The sequence below is a fragment of the Lactobacillus jensenii DSM 20557 genome (assembly GCF_001436455.1).
Classification (GTDB): domain Bacteria; phylum Bacillota; class Bacilli; order Lactobacillales; family Lactobacillaceae; genus Lactobacillus; species Lactobacillus jensenii.
Genome location: NZ_AYYU01000019.1, coordinates 1 through 26926, shown reverse-complemented (window position 1 = coordinate 26926; position 26926 = coordinate 1). Strand labels below are relative to the sequence as shown.

General features: G+C 32.6%; 25 protein-coding genes and 1 tRNA gene. 6 read left to right on the top strand and 20 right to left on the bottom strand.

All coding sequences use genetic code 11. The features are described 5' to 3' along the window. Positions 1-161: 161 nt before the first annotated feature. From FC45_RS05795 to FC45_RS05770, 6 genes are all read right to left on the bottom strand, one after another. On the bottom strand, positions 162-689 hold the full coding sequence (locus tag FC45_RS05795; RefSeq protein WP_006585758.1) for a TetR/AcrR family transcriptional regulator: 528 nt from the start codon (positions 687-689) through the stop codon (positions 162-164). Positions 690-876: 187 nt separating this feature from the next. After that, positions 877-1524 (bottom strand): YtpR family tRNA-binding protein, encoded by a 648-nt coding sequence (gene ytpR / locus FC45_RS05790; RefSeq protein WP_057706454.1) that lies wholly within the window; start codon positions 1522-1524, stop codon positions 877-879. Between the two features lie 18 nt (positions 1525-1542). Further along, entirely contained in the window at positions 1543-1863 is a 321-nt protein-coding gene (locus FC45_RS05785; protein ID WP_006585757.1) for a thioredoxin family protein, read from the bottom strand. Between the two features lie 61 nt (positions 1864-1924). Further along, positions 1925-2578, bottom strand: a complete 654-nt coding sequence (trmB, locus tag FC45_RS05780; protein WP_006585756.1) for a tRNA (guanosine(46)-N7)-methyltransferase TrmB — start codon at positions 2576-2578, stop codon at positions 1925-1927. A gap of 11 nt (positions 2579-2589) precedes the next feature. Further along, entirely contained in the window at positions 2590-3768 is a 1179-nt protein-coding gene (locus FC45_RS05775) for an ABC transporter permease (protein ID WP_006588046.1), read from the bottom strand. Next, on the bottom strand, positions 3761-4504 hold the full coding sequence (locus FC45_RS05770) for an ABC transporter ATP-binding protein (protein ID WP_006585754.1): 744 nt from the start codon (positions 4502-4504) through the stop codon (positions 3761-3763). Before FC45_RS05770 ends, FC45_RS05775 begins: the two co-directional genes overlap by 8 nt. Positions 4505-4588: 84 nt before the next feature. Between FC45_RS05770 and FC45_RS05765 the strand changes: the two genes are divergently transcribed. From FC45_RS05765 to FC45_RS05755, 3 genes are all read left to right on the top strand, one after another. Further along, positions 4589-5020 (top strand): HIT family protein, encoded by a 432-nt coding sequence (locus FC45_RS05765; RefSeq protein ID WP_006585753.1) that lies wholly within the window; start codon positions 4589-4591, stop codon positions 5018-5020. Between the two features lie 30 nt (positions 5021-5050). Next, the gene (locus tag FC45_RS05760) at positions 5051-5404 is read left to right on the top strand and encodes a YtxH domain-containing protein (protein WP_006585752.1); all 354 of its coding nucleotides are present in this window, start codon (positions 5051-5053) and stop codon (positions 5402-5404) included. A gap of 194 nt (positions 5405-5598) precedes the next feature. Then, a complete protein-coding gene (locus FC45_RS05755; protein ID WP_006585751.1) occupies positions 5599-6513 on the top strand; it encodes a peptidylprolyl isomerase PrsA in 915 nt (304 codons plus the stop codon). Positions 6514-6568: 55 nt separating this feature from the next. On the opposite strand, the gene FC45_RS05750 is transcribed toward FC45_RS05755, so the two are convergent. The 5 genes from FC45_RS05750 to FC45_RS05730 are packed head-to-tail and all read right to left on the bottom strand — an operon-like array spanning position 6569 to position 13604. Beyond that, positions 6569-7543: a 3'-5' exoribonuclease YhaM family protein gene (locus tag FC45_RS05750; RefSeq protein ID WP_006585750.1), complete on the bottom strand. Its 975-nt coding sequence runs from the start codon at positions 7541-7543 to the stop codon at positions 6569-6571. 9 nt (positions 7544-7552) lie between these two features. After that, positions 7553-9970, bottom strand: coding sequence for an AAA family ATPase (locus FC45_RS05745; RefSeq protein ID WP_180753781.1), 2418 nt, complete (start codon positions 9968-9970; stop codon positions 7553-7555). Beyond that, entirely contained in the window at positions 9948-11171 is a 1224-nt protein-coding gene (locus tag FC45_RS05740) for a metallophosphoesterase family protein (protein WP_006588048.1), read from the bottom strand. The genes FC45_RS05745 and FC45_RS05740 overlap by 23 nt, the downstream gene beginning before the upstream one ends. 2 nt (positions 11172-11173) lie before the next feature. Further along, positions 11174-11536 (bottom strand): YlbF family regulator, encoded by a 363-nt coding sequence (locus tag FC45_RS05735; RefSeq protein WP_006585747.1) that lies wholly within the window; start codon positions 11534-11536, stop codon positions 11174-11176. Between the two features lie 10 nt (positions 11537-11546). After that, the gene (locus FC45_RS05730) at positions 11547-13604 is read right to left on the bottom strand and encodes a PBP1A family penicillin-binding protein (protein ID WP_006585746.1); all 2058 of its coding nucleotides are present in this window, start codon (positions 13602-13604) and stop codon (positions 11547-11549) included. A gap of 84 nt (positions 13605-13688) precedes the next feature. Here FC45_RS05730 and FC45_RS05725 point away from each other — a divergent pair, with 84 nt between their 5' ends. Continuing rightward, a complete protein-coding gene (locus tag FC45_RS05725; protein ID WP_006588049.1) occupies positions 13689-14552 on the top strand; it encodes an RluA family pseudouridine synthase in 864 nt (287 codons plus the stop codon). 26 nt (positions 14553-14578) lie between these two features. Here the strand turns inward: FC45_RS05725 and FC45_RS05720 are convergent, their stop codons facing one another. The 4 genes from FC45_RS05720 to FC45_RS05705 all read right to left on the bottom strand — a co-directional run bounded on the left by FC45_RS05720 (position 14579) and on the right by FC45_RS05705 (position 19621). Further along, positions 14579-15490 (bottom strand): class II fructose-bisphosphate aldolase, encoded by a 912-nt coding sequence (locus tag FC45_RS05720; RefSeq protein ID WP_006585745.1) that lies wholly within the window; start codon positions 15488-15490, stop codon positions 14579-14581. A 78-nt stretch (positions 15491-15568) separates the two neighbouring features. After that, the gene (gene argS, locus FC45_RS05715; protein WP_006585744.1) at positions 15569-17245 is read right to left on the bottom strand and encodes an arginine--tRNA ligase; all 1677 of its coding nucleotides are present in this window, start codon (positions 17243-17245) and stop codon (positions 15569-15571) included. A 250-nt stretch (positions 17246-17495) separates the two neighbouring features. Continuing rightward, positions 17496-18764, bottom strand: a complete 1269-nt coding sequence (locus FC45_RS05710) for a serine hydrolase (RefSeq protein ID WP_006585743.1) — start codon at positions 18762-18764, stop codon at positions 17496-17498. A gap of 11 nt (positions 18765-18775) precedes the next feature. After that, positions 18776-19621 carry an NAD(P)H-hydrate dehydratase gene (locus tag FC45_RS05705; protein WP_006588050.1) on the bottom strand — a complete coding sequence of 282 codons (846 nt, stop codon included), beginning with the start codon at positions 19619-19621 and terminating at the stop codon, positions 18776-18778. 72 nt (positions 19622-19693) lie between these two features. On the opposite strand from FC45_RS05705, the gene FC45_RS05700 reads away from it, so the two are divergent. Together FC45_RS05700 and FC45_RS05695 are read left to right on the top strand one after the other, a co-directional pair. Then, positions 19694-19777: transfer RNA gene (locus tag FC45_RS05700), tRNA-Leu, on the top strand. Between the two features lie 158 nt (positions 19778-19935). Beyond that, positions 19936-20580, top strand: a complete 645-nt coding sequence (locus FC45_RS05695; protein ID WP_006588051.1) for a DUF3862 domain-containing protein — start codon at positions 19936-19938, stop codon at positions 20578-20580. Between the two features lie 45 nt (positions 20581-20625). On the opposite strand, the gene FC45_RS05690 is transcribed toward FC45_RS05695, so the two are convergent. From FC45_RS05690 to FC45_RS05670, 5 genes are all read right to left on the bottom strand, one after another. Beyond that, complete coding sequence (locus FC45_RS05690) at positions 20626-22338, bottom strand: glycosyltransferase family protein (protein ID WP_006585740.1); 1713 nt, start codon at positions 22336-22338, stop codon at positions 20626-20628. A gap of 53 nt (positions 22339-22391) precedes the next feature. Then, complete coding sequence (locus FC45_RS05685) at positions 22392-22802, bottom strand: peptide deformylase (RefSeq protein ID WP_057706453.1); 411 nt, start codon at positions 22800-22802, stop codon at positions 22392-22394. 87 nt (positions 22803-22889) lie between these two features. Next, the gene (ppsA, locus tag FC45_RS05680; protein WP_006585738.1) at positions 22890-25274 is read right to left on the bottom strand and encodes a phosphoenolpyruvate synthase; all 2385 of its coding nucleotides are present in this window, start codon (positions 25272-25274) and stop codon (positions 22890-22892) included. 465 nt (positions 25275-25739) lie between these two features. Beyond that, positions 25740-26021 carry a type II toxin-antitoxin system HicB family antitoxin gene (locus FC45_RS05675; protein ID WP_006585737.1) on the bottom strand — a complete coding sequence of 94 codons (282 nt, stop codon included), beginning with the start codon at positions 26019-26021 and terminating at the stop codon, positions 25740-25742. Positions 26022-26098: 77 nt separating this feature from the next. Continuing rightward, positions 26099-26368, bottom strand: coding sequence for a hypothetical protein (locus FC45_RS05670; protein WP_006585736.1), 270 nt, complete (start codon positions 26366-26368; stop codon positions 26099-26101). Positions 26369-26926: the final 558 nt, after the last annotated feature.

Here is a 26926-nt window from a genome sequence, read left to right as displayed (position 1 = left end):
AGGATTATTTTCTTTTTGGCAAGTGTTTTTTGCTTTTTTCAAAAGAATCTGTATCCGATCACAATAATCGCGATGACTTAATTAATTTACACTATTTTTTGGCTTTTGGCAATACTTTTTAAGAAAAAAGGACACAGAATCTGTGTCCTCTTTCTTTATTCTTATATTCCAATAATATCATGCAATTCTTTTTGTCGATCTAATTCTTGAAATTGTAAAAAAAGACAAGTATGAATTTGGTGGATCTGATCTTCGCAATCATGCATTATCCAATAGTAGATCGTATGATACATTGCTTTCGATATTCTAATCAGTGTTGGTTCTGAATAGCATCCTCGACTTCGTGCATAATATCTTAAAATTTCAAACAAAGCTTTTTCCACATTTTTACCAAAAGCCTTTGTATTGCCCAAATGAACCAAATTAATATAAAAAGTTTGGTCATCTTTTAAAGCTTTTAGTAATTGTAGCATTCGACTGGAAAAATTATCATATCGATTTGAAAGCAAAATCCTGTTCAAATCTTTTATAAAAATTGCCTCGTAAAAATCTTCAATTCCTTTAAAATGATAATAAAAGCTACCTCGTGAGACTTTTGCTACCTCACATAAAGTTTTTACTTGAAAATTCTTTATTCTTTCTGTACTTAAATTTTTGTACAAAACTTCTTCTAGATGTTTTAGATTCATCCACCCTCCACATATCAAAAAATCACTTCATGCTAGACATTTAATTTTAAATTTCAAAAAATAAAATTTAAAATTAATAAGAATGTAATTTATCAGATTTATAAATTTTGTCAAGCTTTTTATTCAAAAAAAATAAAAAAAGCGAAAAAGCTGCATATAATAACAGTTTCTTCGCTTTTTTCTATTTTTATAATGTAATAGCACCACTAGCTAATAACTCATCACATTTTGTTGGTTCAAATTTTTGTCCAACTTTAAAACTATCAGGGACTACCATAATTCCTCTTTTTTGTGGGGCATGAGGTAAACCTAATTCACGCGCTGAACAAATCATACCATATGATGGTACACCACGTAATTCGCCTGGCCAAATCTGGGCACCATTAGGCATTAATGTTCCAGGCAATGCAACAACAACTTTCTGGCCTGCTTCAATATTTGGAGCACCACAAACAATCTTTACATCACTTTCTGAACCCACATCAACTGTTGTTACATGCAAGTGATCAGAATCAGGATGTGCTTCACATGTTTTTACATAACCGTACACTAAAGTTGGCTTTGAAGGAACTAATTGATCAGCAAAGCCGTTATCTTTAAGAATTTGGTTAAGCTTAGTAAGATCCTCAGCAGTTAATTCGACTTCACCATTAGCTAATGCATCATAATTTAGATATTGATCAACATCAAAAAAGTTAAAACCGATAACATTGTTATCTTCGTCTAAAACTCTTGTAACTTGATCTTTTTCTTCGTAGTGACTTCTACCCTTATCTTGACCCAAAATAACAATTAAAGTATTTGGATATGCATGTTTATTTGTACTTGCAATCATTGATAATCCTCACTTCTGTTAATCAAGTGAACGCAAAAAACTCTCGACTTCATCTTTAGTTTTGCGATCCTTATTAACTAGTCTACCAATTTCTTGGCCATCTTGGTAGACAACAAAGCTAGGAATTCCTAAAATTGCCAAATCTTTAGCTACTTCAATAGAGTTATCCCTATTAATCTGGTAAAACTCACTATCAGCAAAATCCTTTTCAATTTCTGGCATAAATGGGTCTAAGAAGCGACAATCTGGGCACCAATCAGCAGAAAACTCTAAAACAGTTCGGCCATTTTTAGTTAATTCAATTAATTTTTCTTTAGTTAGTGCATCTATTTTTTTCATAGTGTACCTCCTCGTGCTTACTTTTTATAAGTATGATATATCAAAAATTCATAAAAGTAAATTATTTAAAATGAGCATGTAATGCATAAATAGGATTTCCCTTCGAAGCAAATTTATGTTCATATTCTGTTTCCACATTTTTGGTAACAATTTCTTCATTTTCATGATGTAGATCTACACTAACAAAATCAAACACCATCCCGAAGTTATTCAAACTCATTAAGCTATAACTAAATAAACCACTATTATCAGTCTTAAACTCCAAATGACCTGTTGGCTTTAAAATTGTCTGATAATTTTTCAAAAAGTCCTTATATGTTAATCTACGCTTTTCGTGACGTGTTTTAGGCCATGGATCACTAAAGTTTAAATATAATACATCAACACTATTTTCAGCAAAGAAGCTAGCAATACTAATCGCATCCCCTCGAAGAATTTGCAAATTATCCAACTTCTTTTCTAATTTTGTCCGCAAAATAATTCCTGCAGCTGTAGTTTGTAACTCAATTGCTACATAATTTCTATCAGGATGTTGCTGAGCTAATGTAGTTATAAATTGTCCCTTTCCAGATCCAATTTCCACTTCTAATGGACGTGAAAAATCTGCAAAACGATTTTCCCAATCAATCTTAACTTCTGGATTAGGATCTTGTAAAACACTTTCAGGATGTTCATCAACTAACTTAACAGCCCATGGTTTATTTCTTAATCTCATATTCAGTTCTCCTAATTTTTCTTTTTTAATTTAAGCGGTAAATATATATTAGCTATTAACAGCATAAAAATAAGCAAAATAGCTGCATTTAACAATACTGATATTTTAAAAATTACTATCCAAAAGATTACAATCATTATAACCTGAAGAAGTAAAGCCCAAGTAACTACTGATTTTACTTCTCGAATATTATCTCTTTTTATTGGCATAACATGATACATAATATGGCGCTGATATAGTCTTTTTATTGGCAATAATTGATATGCTGTTAAAAAGACTACTAAAGCTGATAATATTAACACCATATTCATATCCGTTACCATAAATGATAGTAAGATAGCAAATATAGTCATTCTAACAAGTAATGAAATATAGTCAGGATTTCGAAGTAAGTTTCTTTGTAACAAAAACTGATTAGCATTCTTTGCTTTTTGAAAATTAAGCCAAAAATCCAAATACTTTCTTCGCTTAATTACAATTGCCTTCTCAGAAACATCTGTAAACATACTATAGAAAATAAAAACTCTGTTTTGCCTTATACGTTCTTTCTCATATGCTTTTGTCCAGTCAAAACTTTCAAGCTTTTGGCTAAAAATATAAATAGTAAAACCAATAAGGGCAATTAGCAATGCTACTGAAGCCGCAAAATCTAATAAACTAGCATAAATACCTAAAAAAGCAATCAAATAAAATAAAACTTTAGAGTAATGATATTGAAAAGACAAGGATAAATATTCTAGTTGCAAATATATTGCTTTTAACAAATAAAGTAAAACAGCAATAATTAGGTATTCCCAAAATTGCATACCTAATTTTATTCCTGCAAAAGGGAAAGCAATCCCAATTAATAGTGTCAATATGATATATGGCAAGACTAAACTATATTTTTTCAAATTTTGTAAATATACAGTCATCTCAGAATCTTTTACAAATAAAAATTGTAAATCTGCTTTTTTAATCAGTGTAACTAACTCACCTGGAATTAGGCCAACAGTAAAAGCCATTGCAAGTATTGGTTTGTAAAACCAAAGATTATTAGGAATCTTTGGCAAACTCTGAGCATACCAATACATAAAACCACCAAATAAGAAAATTAAGGCCAAAACAAAAAAGTCATTAAATACCAAACGTAAATAACGAAGATTTCTTTTAGTATTTTCTGCAAGACGCCTTTTAGCTAAATTATCCATTTTGCACCTGCTCTCTTGAAAGAATTTCATAAATCTTGTCAAAAGAATCAGAACTTGATAAGCCATAATAACGCTTAATTTCATCTAATGAGCCACTAACTTCGATACATCCATTATTTAAAACGGCAAACTTAGAAATTGTTGTTTGTACTTCACTTAAAACATGACTAGTCATTAAGACCATTTTCCCATCTTGAGTTGCTTCATTAATTAACTTAGTCAAACTAACTGCCGATAGTGGATCAAGCCCAGTAAAAGGTTCATCAATAACTAAAAGTTCTGCATCAGTTATAAAGGCGCAAACCAACATAACTTTTTGCTTCATCCCTTTAGAGAAATGAATTGGCAACCAATCCAATTTATTATCAAGTCGGAAAATCTTCAAAAGCTCATCTGCTTTTTTCCAAGCTTTATCTGAATTAAGTTCATAAGCCAAGATAGTTAAATCAATATGTTCTTTTAATGTGAGTTCAGGATATAAAACCGGAACTTCTGGAATATATGCTAATTGCTGTTTAAACTTATCGGGATTTTTTGTTAATTCAAGTCCGTTTAAGCTAATTAAACCTTTTTGAGGCCTCAACAACCCTAAAATATGCTTAATAGTGGTAGATTTTCCTGCACCATTTAAGCCAATTAAGCCTACGGCTTCGCCAGGCTTTATTTCTAAATTTAAATTTTTAATTACGGCTACGCCATGGTAGCCTCCACTTAAATTTTTAATTTTTAATGTCATAATCTTTTTCCTTATTAACTACAATCGTAATTATGATAACATGAACAATGAAAGAAACTAAAGATTAAAGGAGCGAGTGCAACAATGAGCCATTTAGATGACAATTGTTTATTCTGTAAAATTATAAAAGGAGAAATTCCAAGTTACAAGATTTTCGAAAATGATGATGTTTATGCATTTCTTGATATTTCTCAGGTAAATCCCGGACATACTCTCATGGTACCCAAGAAACATATTGTTAATTTATTTGACTATAGTCAAGAAGATGCGGCTAAATATTTGCAGTATATCCCAATGATTGCGAATGCCATCAAAAAATTCAATCCTAAGATTAGCGGAATGAATATTGCGGCTAATAATGGAGCTAGTGCCGATCAGGTTGTAATGCACTCGCATATTCACTTCATTCCCCGCTATAAAGGCGATGGTTTTAAAATGGCCACTAGAAATAATGCTGATCAATATACTCCTGAAAAATATGAAGAAATTGCTAGTGAAATTCGCAAAGAATTTTAACAATTATAATCACAGAAAGAAGGATATTATATGTTTAAATCATTTAGTTTAGGTTTTATTTTAGGTGCAGGTGTAGGTATAGCTGCTGCATTTTTACCAACAGACGATAAAGATAGATGTTTAAAAGATGATGTTAAAGATTATATTGATGGTAGTATAAATGACAGTGCTACTTTTTCAGATAATTTGGCTACCTTTCAAGATAGTTTAAATAACTTTAACCAAAAAGCTCCTATTGCTACTGAAACTCTTTCATCATTACAATCTAAGACTGAAAAATTTCAAAATATTATGAACGAAAAAACAGATGACTTAAAAGACAAAATTTCTGATTTAAATGCAAAAATAATTTCTTTGAATGCTGATTTAAAAGAAAGAAACTAGAACGTTAAGCCAGTTACTTTTATAGTAGCTGGTTTTATTTTAAGAATTACTAATTATAGGCATAAAATTTAGCTAAAGTAGTGTTTAAGAAACTATGACTTTTTTGTGAATTTGAATAATTTTGAAACAAGATTCACTAAAGTATGCTATATTATAAGGCAGTAATGTTTATAAGGATGTGGAGATTTATTTCTATGAATAAATATTGGAAAAAAGCTGCAGCTATTGTCGCTGTTGCAGGTATTGCTTTGTCTGCTACTGCTTGTTCAAGTAGTGCAACTTTAGTTAGCTACAAGGGTGGTAAAATTACCCAAGATGAATATTATAAAGAATTAAAATCATCACAAGCAGGTAAAAGTACCCTTGCTAACATGATTATTTACCGTGCTTTAAAGCAACAATATGGTAAAAAAGTTACTCAAAAGCAAGTAGATAAAGAATACAATGCTTACAAGAAGCAATATGGTTCTTCATTTGAATCCGCATTGGAGCAAAATGGTTACACAACTTCAAGTTTTAAGAAAAACATTGAAACTAACTTGTTAACTGTTGCTGCTTTAAAGGATATTAAGAAGATTACTTCTAAGCAAGAACAAAAGGCTTGGAAGAGTTACCAACCAAAAGTTACAGTTCAACATATCTTAGTATCAAAGAAATCAACTGCTGAAGATGTTATTAAGCAATTGAAGAGTGGTACTAGCTTTGCAACTTTAGCAAAGAAGTATTCAATTGATTCAGCTACTAAAAATAAGGGTGGCAAGCTTACTGCATTTGACTCAACTGATACTACTTTAGATTCAGACTTCAAGACTGCTGCTTTCAAGCTTAAGAATGGTGAATACACTACTACTCCAGTTAAGACTCAATCTGGATATGAAATCATCAAGATGATTAAGCACCCTTCAAAAGGTAAGTTTAGTGACCACAAGAAGGAAATTGATGAACAAATTTACCAATCAATGGAACAAGACACCACTACTATGCAAAGTGTTATCAGAACTGTTTTGAAGAAGTCTGATATTTCAATTAAAGATAAGGACTTAAGCAACGTTCTATCATCATACATGTCAACTACAGCTACAACTAATTCAGCAACTAGTTCTAACTAGTTAACAAGTATATTAATAAGAAAAACCACTTCAAATGAAGTGGTTTTTGTTTACTCTAATTTAACTTATCAATCTTACCTAACTCGCTATTTTTAGGTCGATAAAATTTACGTCCATCTTGTGCAAAAATTGGACTAGAAAATTCCCCTGGTTTTGTTTCTTGTAATGCCTTAGTAATTTCATAAATACTTGCATCTAAATCATCAATTCTATGTAATAATTCCGCTTCAAGTAAAGCTGGTCTTTTAGCTGCACCATATTCAGGTAAACCATGATGTGAAATAACCATATGACGTAAAAGAACTACATCTTCATTCTCTATGTCAATTTTTAATTCATTTGCAGCTAAGACAATCTCTTCATCACCAATTACTAAATGCCCTAATAAATTTCCAGTCATAGTATACCTAGTAGCAACTGGGCCAGTAAATTCAATAACTTTACCTAAATCATGTAGAATACATCCTGCAAAAAGTAACGATTGATTTACTTGAGGGTAATTTTTACTAATTGCATCTGCATCCCTCAGCATTGAAAGTGTATGATATGCTAAGCCAGCTTGAGTAGCATGATGATTAGTTTTAGCAGCGGGATAGGTATAAAATTTATTACTCCATTTTTCTAAAAGATAGCGAACTATTCGGTTCCAAGTTGGATTTAGAATTTTAAACACATAATCATTAATTTCTTCTTTCATACTTGCCGAAGCTTCTGGTGCTTTCTTTACAAAACTTGATAAGTCATAACCATCTGATTCAGTTACAGGTCTAATCGAGAAGATTTTAATTTGAGGCCGATTTTGGTATTCATCAATTACCCCATTAACTGCCACTAAATTTCCTGTTGGATACTTGGCTAAATCATCTTCATTAGCATCCCACAAGTTGGCCCGCATACTTCCAGATTTATCTGCTAGTTCAAACATCAAATATGTTGTTCCTTTTTTAGTATGGAATAATTGAGCTTGCTTGATTAATAATACTTGATCAAATTCTTCACCTAAATTATAGTCCATTAAGTTTTTTAACATTATTCACCCCTACCTTTCAAAAGTTAATACATGTTTAGTTAAAGCATCAGCTAAGGCTTTTCTTGCTGTAAAAATAATAATTTGATTTTCTTGTGATAATTGCTCTAGCAATTTCATAATATTTTCTGTTCGACCATGATCAAAATTAACAAAAGAATCATCAATTAAAATCGGTAAATTAATTTCATCTTGGATTTGCTTCGCAAAGGACAATTTTAAGGCAAAGTATAACTGCTCTTTCGTTGCTCTAGATAAATACTTAATTTCTATCTTTTTACTATTGCGGTCTGTAACCTTAATAGTTTTTCCAAAGTTAATTGCCTGATAATTACCATTAGTCAGCAAAGTGAAATATTCTTGACTAGCAACTAACATCTTTGGAAGTCTTTCACCAGAAGCAATATCAAGTGCTCTAGTAATAATTTGACTAGCCAAAACATAGGCCAAATACTTGCTAGTTGCAGTATTCAGCTGAGTATTAGTTGTTTCAATTTCTTGTTTTTGTCGTTCAATCTCATCAGAATTTGCGAAATTTTCCATCTTAACCTTAATTTCTGCAGTATTTTGATTTAACTTGGTTAAATCAACTTCTAACTGATGATTTTGCTTTTTTAAATCTGCAATCTCTTGTTGCCATTTATTTTCATCAAGTAAAATTTCATGGAGTTTTTCTTGATCCTCCTTAAAGTTTTCAGACAAAGCATTTAAACGATTTTCTTGTTCTTGGTTAATAAAGTAAGCTTCTCGCAACTTTAAGTATTCATCCCAAGTTTTAACTTTTGCATTTAAGAAGAAGTCATTAATTTGATTATTAATTACTTCAAGTTTATTTTTTAAACTTTCGATATTCGCAATTAAACTAGCCTTATTAGCTACAAGTACGTTTTGTTGTCTTAAAGTAAGTTCTAAGTTATTTAAGGCTTCATTTACATCTTCTAAAGAAAGCGACTGTTGTAAGTACCTACCTAAATTCACAGTATAATTTTGTAACTTGGACTGTAAATTTTCTATATCACTTCTAAAGTTATTAATATCAAGTTCAATTTCTTTCAGTTGATTTAATTTTTCAATTACTAAGTTAAAGTTCTGCTTATTTGGGTCAAAGCCATATTTATTAACAAAACTGGCTAAATTTGCCTTATCTTCTCTAATACTTGCTTTTCTTTTTGCTTCTTTAATTCCTAAATATCCTACAAGTATAAATAATAAAAGAGTTAAGATGGGGGATATCATCCAAGAAAAAGCACCCATAACTACTAAACCAATTATCCAAGGCATAAATTGAGATTTATTCGAATTGCCTTTTGAGCTAATTTTTTGAGTTGCACGCTGCAACTCATTAGCATCAAGCTGTTCTAATTTTTTTAAGAAAGGATACAAAGCAACTAGCTGTTCACGTTGCTTCTTTTTCTTATCAAGCTCATATTTTTTATTTTCAAGTTGATTTTTCCATTCAACAAACGAGCTTCGCTCTAATAATAGTTTTTCAGCTTGTTTTTGATCAAAATCACTTTCTTGTAAACTCTTTAATTGAGAGTTACTTTCTTCCAAACTAGCTAATAAATTTTTTCTTTCAACTACTAAACTTTGACATAAATCAAAATCTTTTTCAGAAAAGTTAACTTCCTTAAACTCTTTTTTCAGAGCTTGATATTTTTTATATGAAGCCAGTTTTTGCTCTAAATCTTTTGCTGCAATAAGCTTTTCATTGTTTTCTTTATATTCACTTTGAACTTTAAGATATTCGGTGCGTTGCTTATTTAAGTCATCTTCTAAAACTTTATAGTCTGAAAATTCTACTTGCTTTTGACTTAAATCAGCTAATTCATCAGTCCTCTTATTAAGCAATTGATTAACTTCAGGCTTTTTCCCTAATTTTTTAAAAAGAGTTCCTGCTTCTTTATCAAATTTATCTCGCAGACTTAAAAACTCGGTTGACTTTGCAGCACCTAAATAATAAATTTGCTCAACTAAGTCATTTTCAGTCAATTTCATTATTTGAGCTAGTGTATCTTGATTAAAGATAAAACTGTCAGCATAAAAACTACCATCAATATTTTGAATATTATCAAAAAATAAGCTCTCAGGTACAATATGACCATCTTTTTTTACAGTTAAGGTGCCTTTTTTACTCTTATCACCCTTAGTCCATAATCTCTCTAACTCAAATTCACTGCCACCTAATTCAAAAAATAAGCTTCCACCCATTGGACTAACGGCTGCTAATGGTTCATATTCTTCAAAAAAGGGAGCTTTATTACTTCTCAAATAAAATCCAAATAATATTTGCTTAATAAACGCAACCGTGGTACTTTTTCCGGCTTCATTTTCACCAAAAAAGACGTCAATCTCTTTACTTGGGAGGGAAAAAGTAAGATTAGATAACTTACCAAAATGTATAATCTTAATTTTCGTTAGTTTCATCATCAATTCCCTTCATGCTTTGAGCTAGAATCACTAATGCTCTTTCAACAGTTTCTTGCTGAAAATCATCATTTTGACATAAATCAGCTAAATATTGATCCTTTTTGATTAGTTCTTGGGCTAATTTTACAAAATTAGACTTACTTGTACTTTCTAGTTTTGCTTCGGAAAATGCCTTTTGTTCCTTTGCACCTAATTTTATTTGTAAATTACTTTTTAAGCGTAAATCTACTACCTGACTTGAATATGCTAAATTTTGACTTAAATTATTCCAAAAATCACTGTCTGTAATTAATTCAACTTCCGCTTCACTTAAATATTGAGCTTCATTAATTACAACATAAAAGAATGTTAATTCTGTATTAGCCTTGTTCAATTCACTTATAAGCCAATTTTGTAGCTCTGTCTTTGAGACCTGCTTTGATAATGTGAGGTCTAGCTTCTGCCAAAGAATTGGGGCCGTTTTTTCAAAAGAAATCTTAGTTTCTTTTCTTTCTTCATCAACTACTCCAAGATAGCATCCCTTTGCCCCTAATTCATTAATATGGCGCCCTTGAATATTACCTGGATAAACAATCAAAGGCTTTTGAGATAAAATTTCTCTAACATGAATATGACCTAAAGCAAAATAATCATAATTTAAATTTCTTAATTCAGCCATTTCAAAAGGTGCATAAATGTTTTGGCTTTGTTCAGTAGTTTTAATGCCTGCGTGCATCATACCGATTGTATAAGTACTATCTTTAGTAGGAAAATTATTAACCATATTTTCAGTTATATGGTTATTTTTATATGAAAATCCTACCACATTATATTCAAAGCCTTGTTTAGTTTTTAAAGATAATTTTTCTATTTTTTGTTCATTTCCCAGCAAGTGAAAATATGGGCTTGAATTAACAAATAAACTATTCAAATCCATATAATCATGGTTACCAAAAATCATAACTACTTCGATTTTAGCATCAGTCAATCTTTTTATTTGGTTAGCAAAAAACAACTGACTCTTAGGACTAGGCTTATTCGAATCAAAAGTATCTCCAGCTATTAATACTAAATCAACCTCTTGCTTTAATGCTATATCACAAATTCTCTGAAAAGATTTTTCAGCCGCATTTTTTATTTCTTCATAGGTCTTATAAGGCAAAAAAGATAGCCCACGAAATGGACTATCTAAATGCGCATCTGCTAAGTGAATAAACTTCATTTTTATTTACCAGAATGAATGCTAATATCTTCATAAAGATCAGTAATCGGCTTAGCAATTGTTTTTTGAATATCATCAAGTAACATATAAATACCTTGTTCAGCCATAATTACTTGCTTAACATGTGGATCATTTTGAATCTTTTGATCTAGTTCTTGATATTTTGCTTTTTCATCATCAGTCATTTCTTGACCATTTTGTTGCTTTTGCAAAATTCCCTTTTGAAATTCTTCCATTTCACGGTAAAGAGCTAGACTAGTTTCATTTTCCTTTACACCTGCAATTGCTTTCTTCAAAGTTGCAAATTGATCTGTTTCTTGAAATTCAGATGCTAGCTTATTAGCTGTATCATAAATGTTAATCATACTTCTCTCCTTATTTACCAAATAGGCCTTTTATATTATTGTACCATGCTTGAATATTCTTGCCTGCTTGATTCAAGCCATTTTGTAAATTTTGTCCAGCCTGAGACAACCAATCTGAATCAGAGCCAGTCGAATTAGCCATACTTTGAGCAGGCTTTTCACTAAAGGCTGTACCCTTAGTATACGGTAAAATGCCCTCCATTTCAGCCTTATATAATCTGGTTATACCAGTTTCTGAAATTCCTTGCATATAATGGTTTTGGTCTGTTTTATCAAAACCAACCCATGTTGCAACTACAACATCTGGTGTATATCCAACAATCCATTGATCTTTAGTTCCATAAGCCCATGACACTTCTGTTGAACCAGTCTTACCTGCCACTTGATAACCAGATGGTTGAGCTGATTGGGCAGTTCCACTAGTAAAGACGCCTAATAGCATCGATGTCATTTCTTTTGCAACACTTTGACTCATAATTCTATGACTACCTGTATTAGAATTTTGAGCAATAACATTACCACTTGCATCTTCAATTTTAGTAATAAAGTAAGCATTATTAGGGAGATTTCCATTATTAGCAAAAGCACTATACGCCTTGGCCATTTGAAGAGGTGAAACTCCAGTTGATAATCCTCCCAAAGCTAAGGCTAAATTCTGATCTCTTTTAGCTACTTTAATGCCAAAATTTTGCATGGCCTGAACACCTTTGGCAACTCCTATTTTATCTAAAAGCCAAACCGCTGCTACATTTTTACTTTGCGCAATAGCTTGATACATTGGAATTGAATTTGAATATTGATTATCAACATTATGTGGCTCATATTTATTAGAGCCAAATGTTTGCAATTTATCAGATAATTCAGAGTCATAGTGATATCCATTTTGCAAAGCTGGTGTATACACAGCTAATGGTTTTATTGAAGATCCTGGCTGTCTTTTCATTTGAGTTGCACGATTGTATCCTCTAAAAACGTGTTCCCCACGACCACCAACGATTGCTCTTACAGCTCCAGATTTAGGATCAACAGCTACGCTAGCTCCTTGCACCTTGGTACCATCACTAGCAGAAGCTGGGAAATTAGCTGAAGAGTCAAATGAGTCTTGCATGGCAGACTGATAATCAGTATTCAAAGTAGTATAAATCTTAAGCCCCTTATTCATAACATCTTCTTCAGTTAAGCCATATTTACTAATTGCCTCATCTACTACTGCATCAAAGAAATATGGATATTTATAGCCATCATCCTGAGTATAATTATCTTTAAGACTTAAGCTCTCTGATTGAGCAATTTTACAAGAAGAAGCTGATAATTTTTTATTTTGGACCATTAAGCCCAGAACTACATTTCTTCGTGATAAAGCATTAGTCATATGATCAATCGGGTTGTAATATGACGGATTTCTCAACATCCCTGCTAAAGTGGCAGCTTCACCTACTGTTAAATCACTAGCATCTTTTCCAAAATATTTATGTGATGCATCTTGTACACCCCAAACACCATTACCAAAGTAGGCATTATTAAGATACATCGTCAAAATATCTTTTTTGGAATATACGTGATTAATCTCTATTGCAAAAAATAGTTCTTCAAGTTTCCGAGAAAAAGTTTGTTGCTGTGTCAAGATAGCATTTTTAGCTAATTGTTGTGTTAAAGTCGATCCCCCACCAGCAATATTACCGTGGTGAATAAGCAAACTTACAAAGGCCCGTGCCATTCCTTTAATACTAAAGCCAGGATTTGTATAAAATGTCCGATCTTCAGTTGAAATAACTGCTTCTTGCATATAAGGCGATATTTTGTCTAACTCAACAAAAGTACCTTTTTGTGAATACAGATTCCCCGCTTTTTGTCCGCTAGCATCATATATCTGCGTAGTTGTTGCTAAAGAAGCCTTTAAATTTGCTATATTGGAAGTTTTAACCTTAATTGTATAATAAGATGATGTGATTAAAATCACGGTTAAAAGTGCTAAAACTAACCATCTAATCACTTGAAAGCGATGATTAATGTTCTTGATAAAAAGCCAAACCGGATTTGCCTTTTTATTTCGTGAGTATTCCCTCATCTACATTCTCCTTTTAGGTAATCAGTTTGATTTTAGCACATTCGCCAAATTAAACCAGAAAGCTGAAGATTTTTTATAAATATTATGCCAACTTATAATTTTATCAATAAATATCCAGATAAATCGCCGATTTCAGTTAATGACATGCTTAGAAAGCTTTTAATTCCCAGAAAATGGCGTCATTTTTTACGTATTGAGAAAAATATTTTGATTAACGGACAATATCGTAACTTTAATGAACTAGTATATCCTAATGATCTCTATTCAATTTCTCTTACTCATGTTGAAAATCAGCAACACCCAATACTGCCAAGTGGTCATTTGCCCCAAATTATTTATGAAGACAAAAATATACTTGTAATTAATAAACCTAGCAAACAAAAAACACATCCTAATTTATTCGAAACTAATACTGCAATGAACGATGTAACAACTTACTTAGGTTATACCCCTTATATCATTCATCGTTTAGATATGCTTACCAATGGTTTATTGCTATTTGCTAAAAATCCTGCTGTTGTTCCAATTTTAAATCGCCAGTTAACCACTAAGACAATGCAAAGAAATTATTATGCGACTGTTAAACTAAAAGATATTGCCCAAAAAGGTACAATTAGTTCACCAATTGCCCAAGATCCAACTGATCAACGAAAACGGATTATAGCTGATAATGGGCTAAAAGCAGTTACTCATTATGAAGTAATTGGACGTGACTTAAGTAAAAATACTATGGTATTGAAGCTAACACTAGAAACAGGTAGAACACATCAAATTAGAGTTCATCTAGCAAGTATTAATCTACCAATTATTGGCGATCCGCTATATAATCCTAATTTTAATGGAGAGCCTTTAGCTTTAATCGCATATGAGATGACATTGATCAAACCTTTTACTTTTGAAAAATTAACAGTTACTTTACCAAACAAAAAAGACTATCCAAACGGATAGTCTTTTTAAATAAGGTAATAATAAGATTATTCTTCGTTTAATGAAGAACGGTCAAATGATGCATCCTTAAGTTCATCATCAATAGTCTTGGTACCCATCCAAGAAATCATTTCCTTCATCTTATCAGTAATAGCTTCAGTACCTGGTAATAAAAGCTTACGTGGGTCGTAACCCTTGTGATCCTTATCAAGGTCCTTTTCAGCCATGATGTATTCACGAGTAGCTTCTTGGAATGCTAATTGGAATTCAGTGTTGATGTTAATCTTAGCAATACCAAGTTGGATAGCCTTCTTGATTTGATCTTGAGGAATACCTGAACCACCGTGAAGTACAAGTGGAGTTTCAGGAACTGCTTCAGCGATTTCCTTTAAACGATCGAAGTTAAGGCCCTTCCAGTCTGCTGGGTAAACACCGTGAATGTTACCAATACCACAAGCAAGCTTGTCAACACCTGCAGCAACGAATGCCTTAGCGTCTTCAACTGATGCTAATTCACCACCGCCTTGGTTTTCACCAATCTTACCAATTTCAGCTTCAACAGAAATACCACGTTCGTGTGCTAACTTGATAATTTCCTTAGTCTTAGCTAAGTTTTCTTCAGTTGGAAGTGCGTGACCATCAAACATAACTGATGAGTAACCAAGCTTAATACATTCCTTAGCTGATTCAAAGTCACCGTGGTCCAAGTTCAAAATAACTGGAACTGAGATGTTCATTGCGTCCATTTGGTCAGCAACCATGTCCTTAACAAACTTATAGCCACCCATGTACTTAGCAGCACCAGTAGAAACTTGGATTAATAATGGAGTTCTAGTTTCTTCGGCAGCACGTAATTCTGCACGAGTCCATTCCAAGTTGTTAGTGTTGTAGGCACCAACTGCGTAGTGGTGCTTACGAGCTTCTTTAAAAATTTCATTACCATTGTCAAAATAAGCCATTGATATACCTCCTAGAAATTTACACTAATTATTTTAACTCATAAGTGATAATTTTAACAAGGGGAGATTCCCCTTTTATTACATTTCTTTTGGAGCAGCAACACCTAATAAATGCAAACTTTCAGTTAAAACAATTGAAGTTGCCTTAACTAAGGCTAAACGTGCTGCTAATTGATCATCTTCATCAAGAATACGTACATTTGCGTAATATTTGTTAAAGTGCTTAGCAAGCTTTAAAGCAAACTTAGCAATAATTGATGGTTCATATTTTTCACTTGCTTTTGCTAAAACAGCTGGGAAGTCTGCTAAATCTTTAGCTACTGCAAATGCCCATTCATCACTTAAATCAAGTTCATCAATTGTGACAATTTGGTTAGCCTTTCTCAAAATACTTTGAGCACGAGCATTAGTATATTGGACATATGGACCTGTTTCTCCTTCGAAACGAACAACTTCTTCTAGATTGAAGTCGAAGGCGTCTAATCGATCATTCTTTAAATCGTGGAATACAACGGCACCAATCCCTACTTCGTTAGCCACTTGTTCTTTATTTGGTAAGCCTGGATTCTTAGTTTCAATTTGCTTCATAGCAAGTTCAACAGCATCTTCCAACACCTTGTCTAAAAATACAACATTCCCTTTACGAGTCGAAAGTTTCTTACCACCTTGTGTAATTAACCCAAATGGAATATGGTGAATGTCATCTGCCCAATTGTGTCCCATCTTCTTCAAGACTTCTTTAAGTTGTTCAAAATAAGCAGATTGTTCATTTCCCACAACATAAAGTGCTTGTACAAAGTCATAATGCTTTTTACGATATTCTGCTGCAGTTAAATCACGGGTAGTATAAATACTTGTTCCATCAGATTTCAAAATCATTGCTGGATTCTTATCTGGGCCTAAATCTACAACTTGAGCACCACGTGATTCAACAAGAAGGTCTTTTTGACGCAATTCATCAACAATAACATCCATCTTGTCATTATAAAAAGCTTCACCATGGTATGAATCAAATTCTACATTCAACTTCTTATAAATCCGGTTAAATTCTTGTAAAGAAACCTTTCTGAACCAATTCCAAAGTTTAACTGCTTCAGGATCTCCACCTTCAAGCTTCTTAAACCATGCACGTCCTTCATCTTCAAGTTCAGGCTTTTCTTCTGCAACTTCGTGGAACTTTACATAGTAATGGAACAAACTATTAATTGGATCTTTCTTTACATCTTCTTCATTGCCCCATAACTTATATGCAGTGATCAATTTACCAAACTGAGTTCCATAATCGCCTAGGTGGTTAATTTTTATAGGAGTATATCCCACTTTAGTTAAAATTTTAGCAATAGAATTACCAATTACAGTTGAACGAAGGTGACCCATTGACATTGGCTTAGCAATGTTAGGACTAGACATATCAATGGCCACATTACCACTACCGAGGTTTTGGTTACCATAATTATTTTTCTTAACTAAAACTTCTTCTAAAGTCTGTGAAATTAAAGCAGACTTCTTAATAGAAAAGTTAACATAAGGACCCACAGCTTGAATCTTTTCAAAATTATCATCAGCTAAATTAGCTACTATATCTTTTGCGATTTCTGCTGGATTCTTGTGCAAAGTCTTAGCAAGAATAAATGCTGGAAAAGCATAGTCCCCCATTTCTGGATTTTTAGGGCGTTCAATCAAACTATTGATTTTTTCCTTAGGTAATTCAACTTGAGAAGAAATTAATTCGACTACTTTTTGTTTAAAGTCCATATTTACACCTCACAAATAAAAAAGTCTCTTTCTAGTAAAACTAGAAAGAGACGAGTATTAACCCGCGGTACCACTCTAATTGATGATAACATCCGCTTTGTTTATTAACATTAATGATAATCAAACACGCCTTCACCACTTCCACTATCTGTCTCCCACCAACACAAACTCGCTTAAAGCTTTCATGGCTACTACTTTTGATTTTGTTCATGAGCCATTATAACAGGCTTTTATTTTTTTAGCTAGTTTTTTACTTAAAGAAAAGATGCCAAATTCTAACAAAGATATTAGCTTGGTCAATATTTTCGCGAACTGTAGCGGCTAACTTAGTACCTTTACTTGAATAAATACTTGGATTATTGGTAAATAGATAATATCCTGCTAGTTGTCCCTTCTTAATTGGTGCTTCAATTTCTGACTTAGAGAAGGTTAATTTACCAGTAGAACTTGTCTTTTGCCAAATTCCGGAATCCTTTTTAACAACTAAATTAGATATCTTTTGATTACCATCAGCAACTTTGACCCCCTTAAGATTTGCTAATTGGGTGCCTTTTTTATAAATATATAATTGGTAATTGCTATATACATAGTCAAGCATCTTTTTAGTTTGAACAAAACGGCTTGGATCAGTGCCGTCTACATGCTTAGCCCCCATAACAATTGTAATCAATCTGCGACCCTTGTATTTTAAAGTACCAGCAAAGCAAGCTCCTGCCTTTTCACTAGTACCAGTCTTAAGCCCATCCAAAGGATACTCACTATCATACTGTGACAATCCCTTAAGCATCCAGTTCCAATTCTTCATTTTTGTTACAGTTGAACCGTCTTTAAAATCAAGTTCAGCTAATTTAGAAGTTGAAAGTACTTCAGGATAATCTGTCAATAAATGATCAACTATTTTAGCAACGCCAACTGCTGGGACTTCATTTTCAACATTTTTACCAGCACCAGGATAAGCATCTGAACCTACTTCACCATTTTTTAAACCACAAGTGGTATAAATCTGAGCACCATTAATCTGCCATTTTTTTAGAAGTGTTCTCATTTGATTTACCGCGTTTTCCTGACTTCCGTAAACGGCTTGTGCTAACATCATCACCGCACCATTAGCTGACTCAATTAAAGATGCTTCATATAATTGTTTAACAGTATATTGATGTTTCTCTTGTAAAGGAACATTGGAATAATCCGAATTATTACTTAATTTTACTATGTTCTTAGTAGGAGTCAGCTTTTGATTCCAACTAAGCTTTCCATTTTTAATAGCTTGTAAAGTCAAATAAATTGTAATTAATTTAGACATTGATGCAATCGGTAACGCTTTCGCCGCATTTTTGGCATATAAAACTTCACCCGTTTTTTGATCAATGGTAATTGCAGCCTTAACATTTAATTTAGCCTCATTTGCATTTACATTGTTAATACTAGTGCTTGCAAAGACAGTCCCACCAGTTAAAGCTAAGGAACTAATTAATAAAAAGCTCAACAAGCAAATAATAGTTTTAAAGAATCGTTTCACTTTTTTACCTCTTATTCTAATGAAAATTTCTTCATAAGTTGGGGGATTTTTGCACTAAGTTGGGTTGGCAAAACCACATAATGCTCCTTGTATAGCTCATCCCCTGCTAAAGAATGCAAATAAACAGCACTTGCAATCGTTTCTATCTTAGCAGAAAATTGCCCACAAAAACCAGCCAATATTCCAGTTAATGTATCTCCCATCCCTCCAGTTGCCATTCCAGGGTTACCTAGAGGGTTTTGATAAATATTTCCAAAACAATCGTAAATTTTGGTATGGTTAGATTTTAAAACTAAAATACCATTATTATCTGGAAATAGTGATTTCAAAACTGAAAAATTATCTTTGTCTTCTTGAAATGGTATTTTTATCTGACTAACTCGTTCCCATTCTTTTTGATGTGGAGTCATGATAATCGTTTCCGCATTAGTGGGCATTAATGTATGATCTTGCGCTAGCAAATCTAATGCACTTGCATCTAAGATAACTGTTTGAGTATTTTTTACAGTGCGTTTTACTAGTTGCAATAAACTTTGCGCGTGCTCATCAAGTCCAAGCCCTGGCCCAATCGCAATTATATTTGAATTTTTGATTACTTTTACTAAATTGGATTCTTGCCAATCTATAAACATCGCTTCTGGAATTCGACTATGTAGCGAACTCAAATTATTTATATTAGTAGCTACACTAGTCAAACCTGCACCAGAATTAACTGCAGCTTCTGTTGCCATAATGATTGCCCCACCAAAATTCAAACTCCCACCAATTAACAAGACTCGGCCAAACATTCCTTTATATGAATCACTTGGTCTTTCGACAATTATTGATTTAACTACCTTATCAGAAATTTCTATCATAATTTGCCTCATAACTTTTATAACTACTTACATTTTAGCAAAAATTTGGTATGATAAATAACGTAATTGAATGCCTCAATGGCGGAATAGGCAGACGCGCAGCGTTCAGGTCGCTGTTCTGGCAACAGAGTGCAGGTTCGACTCCTGTTTGAGGCATATTAGCTCTAACATTTGTTAGGGCTTTTTTATTGCCCAGGAAATAATATCAAAAATGCACTTATAAGTTACGTGGCTGCAACTATAAGTTGCTTGTTGCCTATAAGACTCCTTGCTATAGTCAAAATAGTTGATTTTAAATATTAGGAGGTCTTTTTATGAAGAAAGAAAAAGATAATAAAAAGCCAATTTATAAAAGAATTTGGTTTTGGATAGTAATAATTGTTTTAGTAGGTGGCGCCAGCTCTACAATTGGTAAAGGAAATTCAAATTCCAATAACTCATCAACTACTAATTCTTCATCAAGCAGTTCAAATAGCAGTAATAAAGTTTCTTTGGCTAACTTTAATAAAATTAACTTATCATCATCAAATGGTGACAGTAAAGCTGCTATCAGAAAATTATTTGGTAAAAAGGAATCATCAACTAGTTCTTCTACTGTTGAAAATGTCAAAACTGAATTATTAACTTGGGATAGTGTAAATAATGGCAGCTTTGCATCAAATATCACAGTTAATTTCGACAACGACCATGCTGTAGTTAAAAGTATCAGTGGCTTAAAAGTTAACCGCTCTAAGAAAATAGCCTTAAGCGATTTTGAAGCAATCTCCGATGGACAATCTCAAGAAGATATAAAAAAGAAATTTGGAGAACCTAATGGTTACACTATTACTGACTTAGCAAATTACAAATCTGAAGTATGGGATTATACTTCAGGCATTAAAGGGAGCGTTGGTGCAAACTTTAATATTACTTTTACTGATGGTAAGGTTTCAGGAAAATCACAATACGATATGAAATAAAAAAGCTGGAAGTAATGCTATAAAGACATTATTTCCAGCTTTTTATTATTTCTTGGCTATTAAATACTTCTTCCTTGCATAATATCCAATTAATACTATCCATCCCAAAATATTTATTGCCAAAAGAATATTAAACCAAAGTGGGACCATGAATTTCAAATTAACCGTATTTTCGCCCTTTTTCTGGACTATAATTGGTGCTCCAATATCATTTTGATTAATCTTGTTTTTCTTTTTTCCATTTACAATCAATCTAGATTGCTTGTACATCACTAGTGGTAAAGTTACCTTTTTTTGCTTCTTAGCTCTCCAGCGTAACGTCAAACTACCATCTCTATTTACGATATGCTGATACTTCTTTCTCACAGCAAGAATTGCTCTATATTTTTCAACAACAACTCGTGATGGCATCTTCTTATTTAGTGGCAAATAATCAGGTTGAGCATTTTCATATAAATCAAATATTCCAGTTTGTGATTGTGTCCATTTTTTTACATAGTCTGGACTATATCTCATTTGTGTAACTAAGGAAATTGAATTCTCACCATTTTGTCCTTGAGCTGTATCAAGAACAACTTTATATGTTGAAAAACAGGCTTGAACCATAACAAAAATTGAAAATATTACTGCATAATTCCATTCTTTATATGATTTCTTTTGCTTTGCATTTGTCGCAAAGGTATATGCCAATCCCAATAAAATTAAAGGATATGCTACTGATGTTAGACGGAAAGGAAATTGGAAAATTCCAGAAATAATTGGTAATTTCATTTGAATCCAATTCCAGTCAAGGAACCATTTAGAGCCAATTAATAAAAAGCAATATCCTATAAAAGTAACTACAAAATTATTAAATTGCTTTTTACAATGTAATACAGCATAAATAAACTGACCTGTAAAAAGTAGAAGTGCACTTGGAAAAATAAACTGTCTAAAGGCTTGGAAATGCGATAAATGAATTGTAAACATTCCCATGTTAACTGAATATGGAGTCGCTATAGTATTTTGAGAATAAATTACTAATAATCCACCCCAAACGCTAGCAGTTAAAATTATGGTTCCAACTGCCACCTTAAGTAAATCGATGATAAAAGACTTTTTATCTTGAGTTTTAATAAATGAAATTAATACTACTGGTGCTAAAACCAATACTATCAATAATGTTGAAAGTAAATGAGTATTAGCAATTAAACTAATGCATGTCATCAATCCAACAACGTGAATTGGCTTTTCTTTATCCTCTAATAGATTTACTACCTGGATCAATAAATAAGGAATAAAAACTCCACCCCAAGCAGAGAAATTCATCCCTTCAATCCAGGAAGGAATCATACCAGTATTTATGTACAATAAAGCTAGTATTACAGATACATTTTTTGGTGCTTTAACTTTTTGAGCAAGTTTATACATCCCAATAGCAGCAATGAAATTTAGCAAAATATTGGTAATAACTTCATATTGATACCAAGTCTTAGCTACAAGTAACAACATACCATTGAGATAAGCAAATAAAGGACCATACAGCGCATTGATGACTTTTCCAGTTTGCTCGAAAGTAAAGTTAGTCTGGAACCAATTAAACTTTCCCGTCATTAGTTGCGCTTTTATGTCATAAAATCTCGCAAAATGGAAATAATTATCAGCACCCATATTGGTTGAATGCACAGCAATTTGGACATATAGAGTTGCAATTATTACCAAGAAAATCAGAGAATACGGTAATAATTCCCTGAAGTATTTCTCTTTCAACTTTTTCATTTTAACCTCCAAAGCATTTTATCAATAATTCTACCCCGAATAATTATAAAATGCTAAATTAATATTCCTTCTAGATGGTCCATTTCATGTTGACAAATTTCTGCCGCAAAACCTGTCAAAGTCAACTCTTGATTTTCCCATTTTTCATCTAAAAAAGCAACTTTCACTTCTTTAAATCTAAGGGTATTGCGACTTCCAGATAATGATAAACAACCTTCACTAACTTGATATGGATCCTTACGTTCAAGTATTACCGAATTAAACATTACTACATTAAGGAAGCCAATATTAACAATAATTACTCTTTTCGAATATCCAATCATGTTAGCTGCCATACCAACACAGCGTTCTTTATTAGCTTGTAAAGTATCTCTTAAATCTTGTCCAATCGGTAAATCCGCCTTAGTCGCTGGCAAAGACTTTCTTTTTAAAAGCATTTCATCTTTAACTATCTCTTTAATCATCAAAGCACCATCCCATTAATTCTTATTCATATAATATTATCATAAAAAAAGCGACCCATTCAGGTCGCCTTTTTGTCTATTTAATTATTACCAGTCATAATCCTCAGTGTCAGCTCTACCTAATCCAGTCGCATGGTCAAGAATAATTCTTTGTTCATAGCGAGCTACATTACGCTTAGTAGCTTTAACCATATCTGGATTTACTGAAACGTAATCAATACCACTCTTTACCAAAAACTCAGTAAATTCTGGATATTCTGATGGAGCTTGACCACAAATTGAAACAGTCTTTCCATCCTTATGTGCTGTCTTAATTAAGTGACGAATTGCTCTCTTAATTGCTAAGTTTCTTTCATCAAATAAGCTTGATACAGTATCATTATTCCGATCACAACCAAGTAAAAGCATCGTTAAGTCATTAGAACCAATTGAGTATCCATCGATATATTGGTTAAATTGATCAGCCAAAATAATATTAGAAGGAATTTCAGCCATCATATAAACCTTGAAGTCATTACTCCGCCTCAAGCCAGCTTCAGCCATAATTTCAGTAACTTTCTTCAATTCATCAACAGTTCTGACAAACGGAATCATTACATTCAAATTGGTCAAACCATATTCATTTCTTACCTTTTTGACTGCTTCTAACTCTAACTTAAAGGCTTCAATATACTTAGGATCATAATATCTGGATGCTCCACGCCAGCCTAACAAATCAGCACTTTCATGTGGTTCAAATTTATCGCCACCTTTTAAGTTGCGGTATTCACCACTCTTAAAATCGCTAAAACGTAGAACTACTGGTCTTGGATTCATCGCACGAGCAACTTTACTAATACCATTTGCCAATTCATTTACAACTCGTTCAGGATGGCCTGTTTCAATCAAATATAATGGGTGTTGGTGAATATAAGTAGTCCATAGGAATTCTTCTCTCATCAAGCCAATTCCATCACAAGGTAAATCTTTGTAGCGGTCGACTAAATCAGGATCACCTAAATTCATCATAACGCCAGTAGCAGTTGGGGCAAAGTATTCAGCTGCAGGAGCTGAAACCTGCTTTTCTGGCTTTTTAACCATATCAGCAACAACGCCCTGGTAAACAACCCCATTTTTAGCATCAACAGTGACTTCTTGCCCATCTTTCAAAACAGCGGTTGCCTTGGCACCACGACTTGCAGTACCAACAATACATGGAATTTGCATTTCACGAGAAACAATTGCTGCGTGACAAGTCATCCCACCATTATTTGTAACGATAGCGCTAGCCTTCTTCATTGCAGGTACCCAGTCAGGAGACGTCATCAAAGTAACTAATACTTCGCCATCCTTAAACTTATCAATATCTTCAGGATTTTCAATTACGTGGACGATACCATGTTTAATACCAGGACTTGCTGGTAAACCACTAACCAAAACTTTATGATCAGTAGTCAATTTTTCATCACTAGTATCCTTAGACATTTTTCCGGCCTTTTTTCTTTGAGACCAGACAGTTTCTGGACGAGCTTGAACTAGCCATAACTTATCATTTTCATCTAATGACCATTCCATATCCATGTAACAGCCATAGTGCTTTTCAATCTCTTTAGCATAACTTGCTAATTGTTCAACTTGTTCATCACTTAAGCAAGGTTTAGTGGCAATATCTTCTGGAACTTTACGATCTTCAACCCCACCATCAGGTAAACGGATAAGTTCCACATTCTTATTATTAATCGTCTTATCGCTAATCTTACCGCTTGCTTTATCTACCACAAAGTTATCTGGCGTTACAGTACCTTGAACGATGTATTCACCTAGACCCCATGAGCCTTCAATCATAACCTTAGTATAATCGCCAGTAGCAACATTAACTGTAAACATTACACCACTAGCCTTAGAAAAGGCCATCATTTGAACAGCTGCTGATAAAGCAACTTTTTCATGTGGGAAGCCCTGCTTTACACGGTAATATGTTGCCCGATCAGTAAAGGTTGAAGCGTAACATTCCTTAACCTTTTGAATAACATTATCACGTCCATGAACATTCAAATATGTATCTTGTTGTCCAGCAAAAGATGCATCAGGTAAATCTTCAGCTGTTGCGCTAGAACGAACAGCAACGAATGGTTCATTTACCTTCATTTTCATTGCCAGCTTATCATAATTGTCACCAATTTCTTTAGCTAAATCGGCAGGCATCTTAGCAGCAACAATTAATTTTCTAATTTGACTACAAATCTTATGTAGTTCATCTGAGTCATCAACATTCTTCAAAGTTTTAAGTAGTGCATTAATTTTTTCATTTAATCCAGTTACTTTCATGAAATAGCGATATGCTGCAGCTGTAGTTGCAAAGCCATAAGGAACTGGTACATTAGTTCCTGAAGTTAATTCACCAAGTGAAGATGATTTTCCCCCGACTAAATCAACATCTTCACGCTTTAATTCATCAAACCATAATACGTTTGCATTTTTTCTTTGGTCCATAAAAATCCTCTAAAAGAAATATCTTTCTTTTTACTATGTAACCGCTTTCTAACTACACTTATATATTGCTATTTTTTTATTAATTAGTCAATATTCATGTATAGACCAATTAGCATTATTTTCAAAGTTTTTTGGTATTTGTATTAAGTTGAGAGAAAAAAATAACTCCGCTCTAAAAAAGAGTGGAGTTGGTTAAATTATGGATTTAACAATCTTTTAAAACAAAAAGCGCAAAAATAAAAACGGCTATAGAATAGCCGTTTTAGCCGTTATAAAAGACTGCTTAGACATTGTTATTAAATTACTAATTATAATTACACAACTGTTAATAATTTATAAAATGACTAAGTAATAGATTTTCAGGGGCTAGGCTTAAGGCTTACCCCCTTTTTATATTACCTTTTTTAAATATCTATAGTCAATAGATATTGCACTGCTATAATATACAAAAATATACAAATTATTCTAATTATTTTGTTCTTTAATACGTTCAAATTCTAAATTTACTTCAACAGGTACAATGATATCAGAACCTTGAATTTTAAAAATAGATGGGTTATTTGTTGGAGCTGTTACTACTTCATTATAGTCTTCAGCCGTTAACAAATAACCAGTCAAAGAATCATGAGCACTTTCAATGGCTTCTTCTAATGTATCTCCAAAAGTTGCAGCTGCAGGTGCCAAGTCAGGAAAACTTACTTCAAATTGATTATTTTTATTTTTGTGTAAAATAGCGAAATACTTCAATAGTTACTCCTTATATAACCTATAGTTTGATAATCTTTTTATTCTTTAACTTCAAATTTTCTACATATATAAAAGTTTTATACTATTTTTTCAGCTAGTTTTCTAAAAATTTCGCAAGTATCACTAAATTTTGCTAGTTTTAATAAATTAGCTTCAGGTAATTGATCTAAAGGAGTTCTACCACTGGATAGATTTTTCAAGCGACTAATTGAAATACCTGTATACTTAGCAATTAAAGGCATAGTGAAAGTTTTATCGTGAAAAAGTTCTTGCGCTTTTACCAAAGAAGGTCGATTAATCATATCTTCTGCACCTACTTCAATTGCTATTTTATTTATTTCATCCATATGTTTTTAGTCCTTTCAATCTATTAAGCTTTTAAAACTGACATAATTGTTATTACTTTACCAATAAAAAAGCGCTATTTTTTTCGCTTATTTTCTATAAACTCCATAGAAAAATATAAAATTGTTATAAATGTAATCCATATAGGGTTAGTAAAGAAATCAATAATTGCATCCATATTATGCCCCCTCAGTAACTTTTAAAAATCGTATTATTTTTTACGGTTATTTTTACAATAGTAATATATAAAAGCTCCTATAAATAGAATAACATATGCTAAACCTTCCATTTTTATCTCCTATAAGTTATAGTGTTTTGCAGCTTTCTAAAGTATATTAATTGCCAATAAACCAAACAATATTTTAGCGCTCGTCTCTTATCCATTCATACACGTATTGCAATATGACAAGAATAGCCATTCCAATTAAATAGCCTACTGGTGTCTGAAAAAATTTAAGAAATGTCCACATACTTAGTTTTCTCCTCAAATTAAAATATGATCATATTAATTAAATTGGTTTTTGTTACTTTTTTCAACTTACTGATTTAACAACCTTCTA

Coding starts and splice junctions, on each gene's coding strand:
- FC45_RS05795 (WP_006585758.1), bottom strand. CDS start 689: ATGAATCTAAAACATCTAGAAGAAGTTTTGTACAAAAATTTAAGTACA.
- ytpR (WP_057706454.1), bottom strand. CDS start 1,524: ATGATTGCAAGTACAAATAAACATGCATATCCAAATACTTTAATTGTT.
- FC45_RS05785 (WP_006585757.1), bottom strand. CDS start 1,863: ATGAAAAAAATAGATGCACTAACTAAAGAAAAATTAATTGAATTAACT.
- trmB (WP_006585756.1), bottom strand. CDS start 2,578: ATGAGATTAAGAAATAAACCATGGGCTGTTAAGTTAGTTGATGAACAT.
- FC45_RS05775 (WP_006588046.1), bottom strand. CDS start 3,768: ATGGATAATTTAGCTAAAAGGCGTCTTGCAGAAAATACTAAAAGAAAT.
- FC45_RS05770 (WP_006585754.1), bottom strand. CDS start 4,504: ATGACATTAAAAATTAAAAATTTAAGTGGAGGCTACCATGGCGTAGCC.
- FC45_RS05765 (WP_006585753.1), top strand. CDS start 4,589: ATGAGCCATTTAGATGACAATTGTTTATTCTGTAAAATTATAAAAGGA.
- FC45_RS05760 (WP_006585752.1), top strand. CDS start 5,051: ATGTTTAAATCATTTAGTTTAGGTTTTATTTTAGGTGCAGGTGTAGGT.
- FC45_RS05755 (WP_006585751.1), top strand. CDS start 5,599: ATGAATAAATATTGGAAAAAAGCTGCAGCTATTGTCGCTGTTGCAGGT.
- FC45_RS05750 (WP_006585750.1), bottom strand. CDS start 7,543: ATGTTAAAAAACTTAATGGACTATAATTTAGGTGAAGAATTTGATCAA.
- FC45_RS05745 (WP_180753781.1), bottom strand. CDS start 9,970: ATGATGAAACTAACGAAAATTAAGATTATACATTTTGGTAAGTTATCT.
- FC45_RS05740 (WP_006588048.1), bottom strand. CDS start 11,171: ATGAAGTTTATTCACTTAGCAGATGCGCATTTAGATAGTCCATTTCGT.
- FC45_RS05735 (WP_006585747.1), bottom strand. CDS start 11,536: ATGATTAACATTTATGATACAGCTAATAAGCTAGCATCTGAATTTCAA.
- FC45_RS05730 (WP_006585746.1), bottom strand. CDS start 13,604: ATGAGGGAATACTCACGAAATAAAAAGGCAAATCCGGTTTGGCTTTTT.
- FC45_RS05725 (WP_006588049.1), top strand. CDS start 13,689: ATGCCAACTTATAATTTTATCAATAAATATCCAGATAAATCGCCGATT.
- FC45_RS05720 (WP_006585745.1), bottom strand. CDS start 15,490: ATGGCTTATTTTGACAATGGTAATGAAATTTTTAAAGAAGCTCGTAAG.
- argS (WP_006585744.1), bottom strand. CDS start 17,245: ATGGACTTTAAACAAAAAGTAGTCGAATTAATTTCTTCTCAAGTTGAA.
- FC45_RS05705 (WP_006588050.1), bottom strand. CDS start 19,621: ATGATAGAAATTTCTGATAAGGTAGTTAAATCAATAATTGTCGAAAGA.
- FC45_RS05695 (WP_006588051.1), top strand. CDS start 19,936: ATGAAGAAAGAAAAAGATAATAAAAAGCCAATTTATAAAAGAATTTGG.
- FC45_RS05690 (WP_006585740.1), bottom strand. CDS start 22,338: ATGAAAAAGTTGAAAGAGAAATACTTCAGGGAATTATTACCGTATTCT.
- FC45_RS05685 (WP_057706453.1), bottom strand. CDS start 22,802: ATGATTAAAGAGATAGTTAAAGATGAAATGCTTTTAAAAAGAAAGTCT.
- ppsA (WP_006585738.1), bottom strand. CDS start 25,274: ATGGACCAAAGAAAAAATGCAAACGTATTATGGTTTGATGAATTAAAG.
- FC45_RS05670 (WP_006585736.1), bottom strand. CDS start 26,368: ATGGATGAAATAAATAAAATAGCAATTGAAGTAGGTGCAGAAGATATG.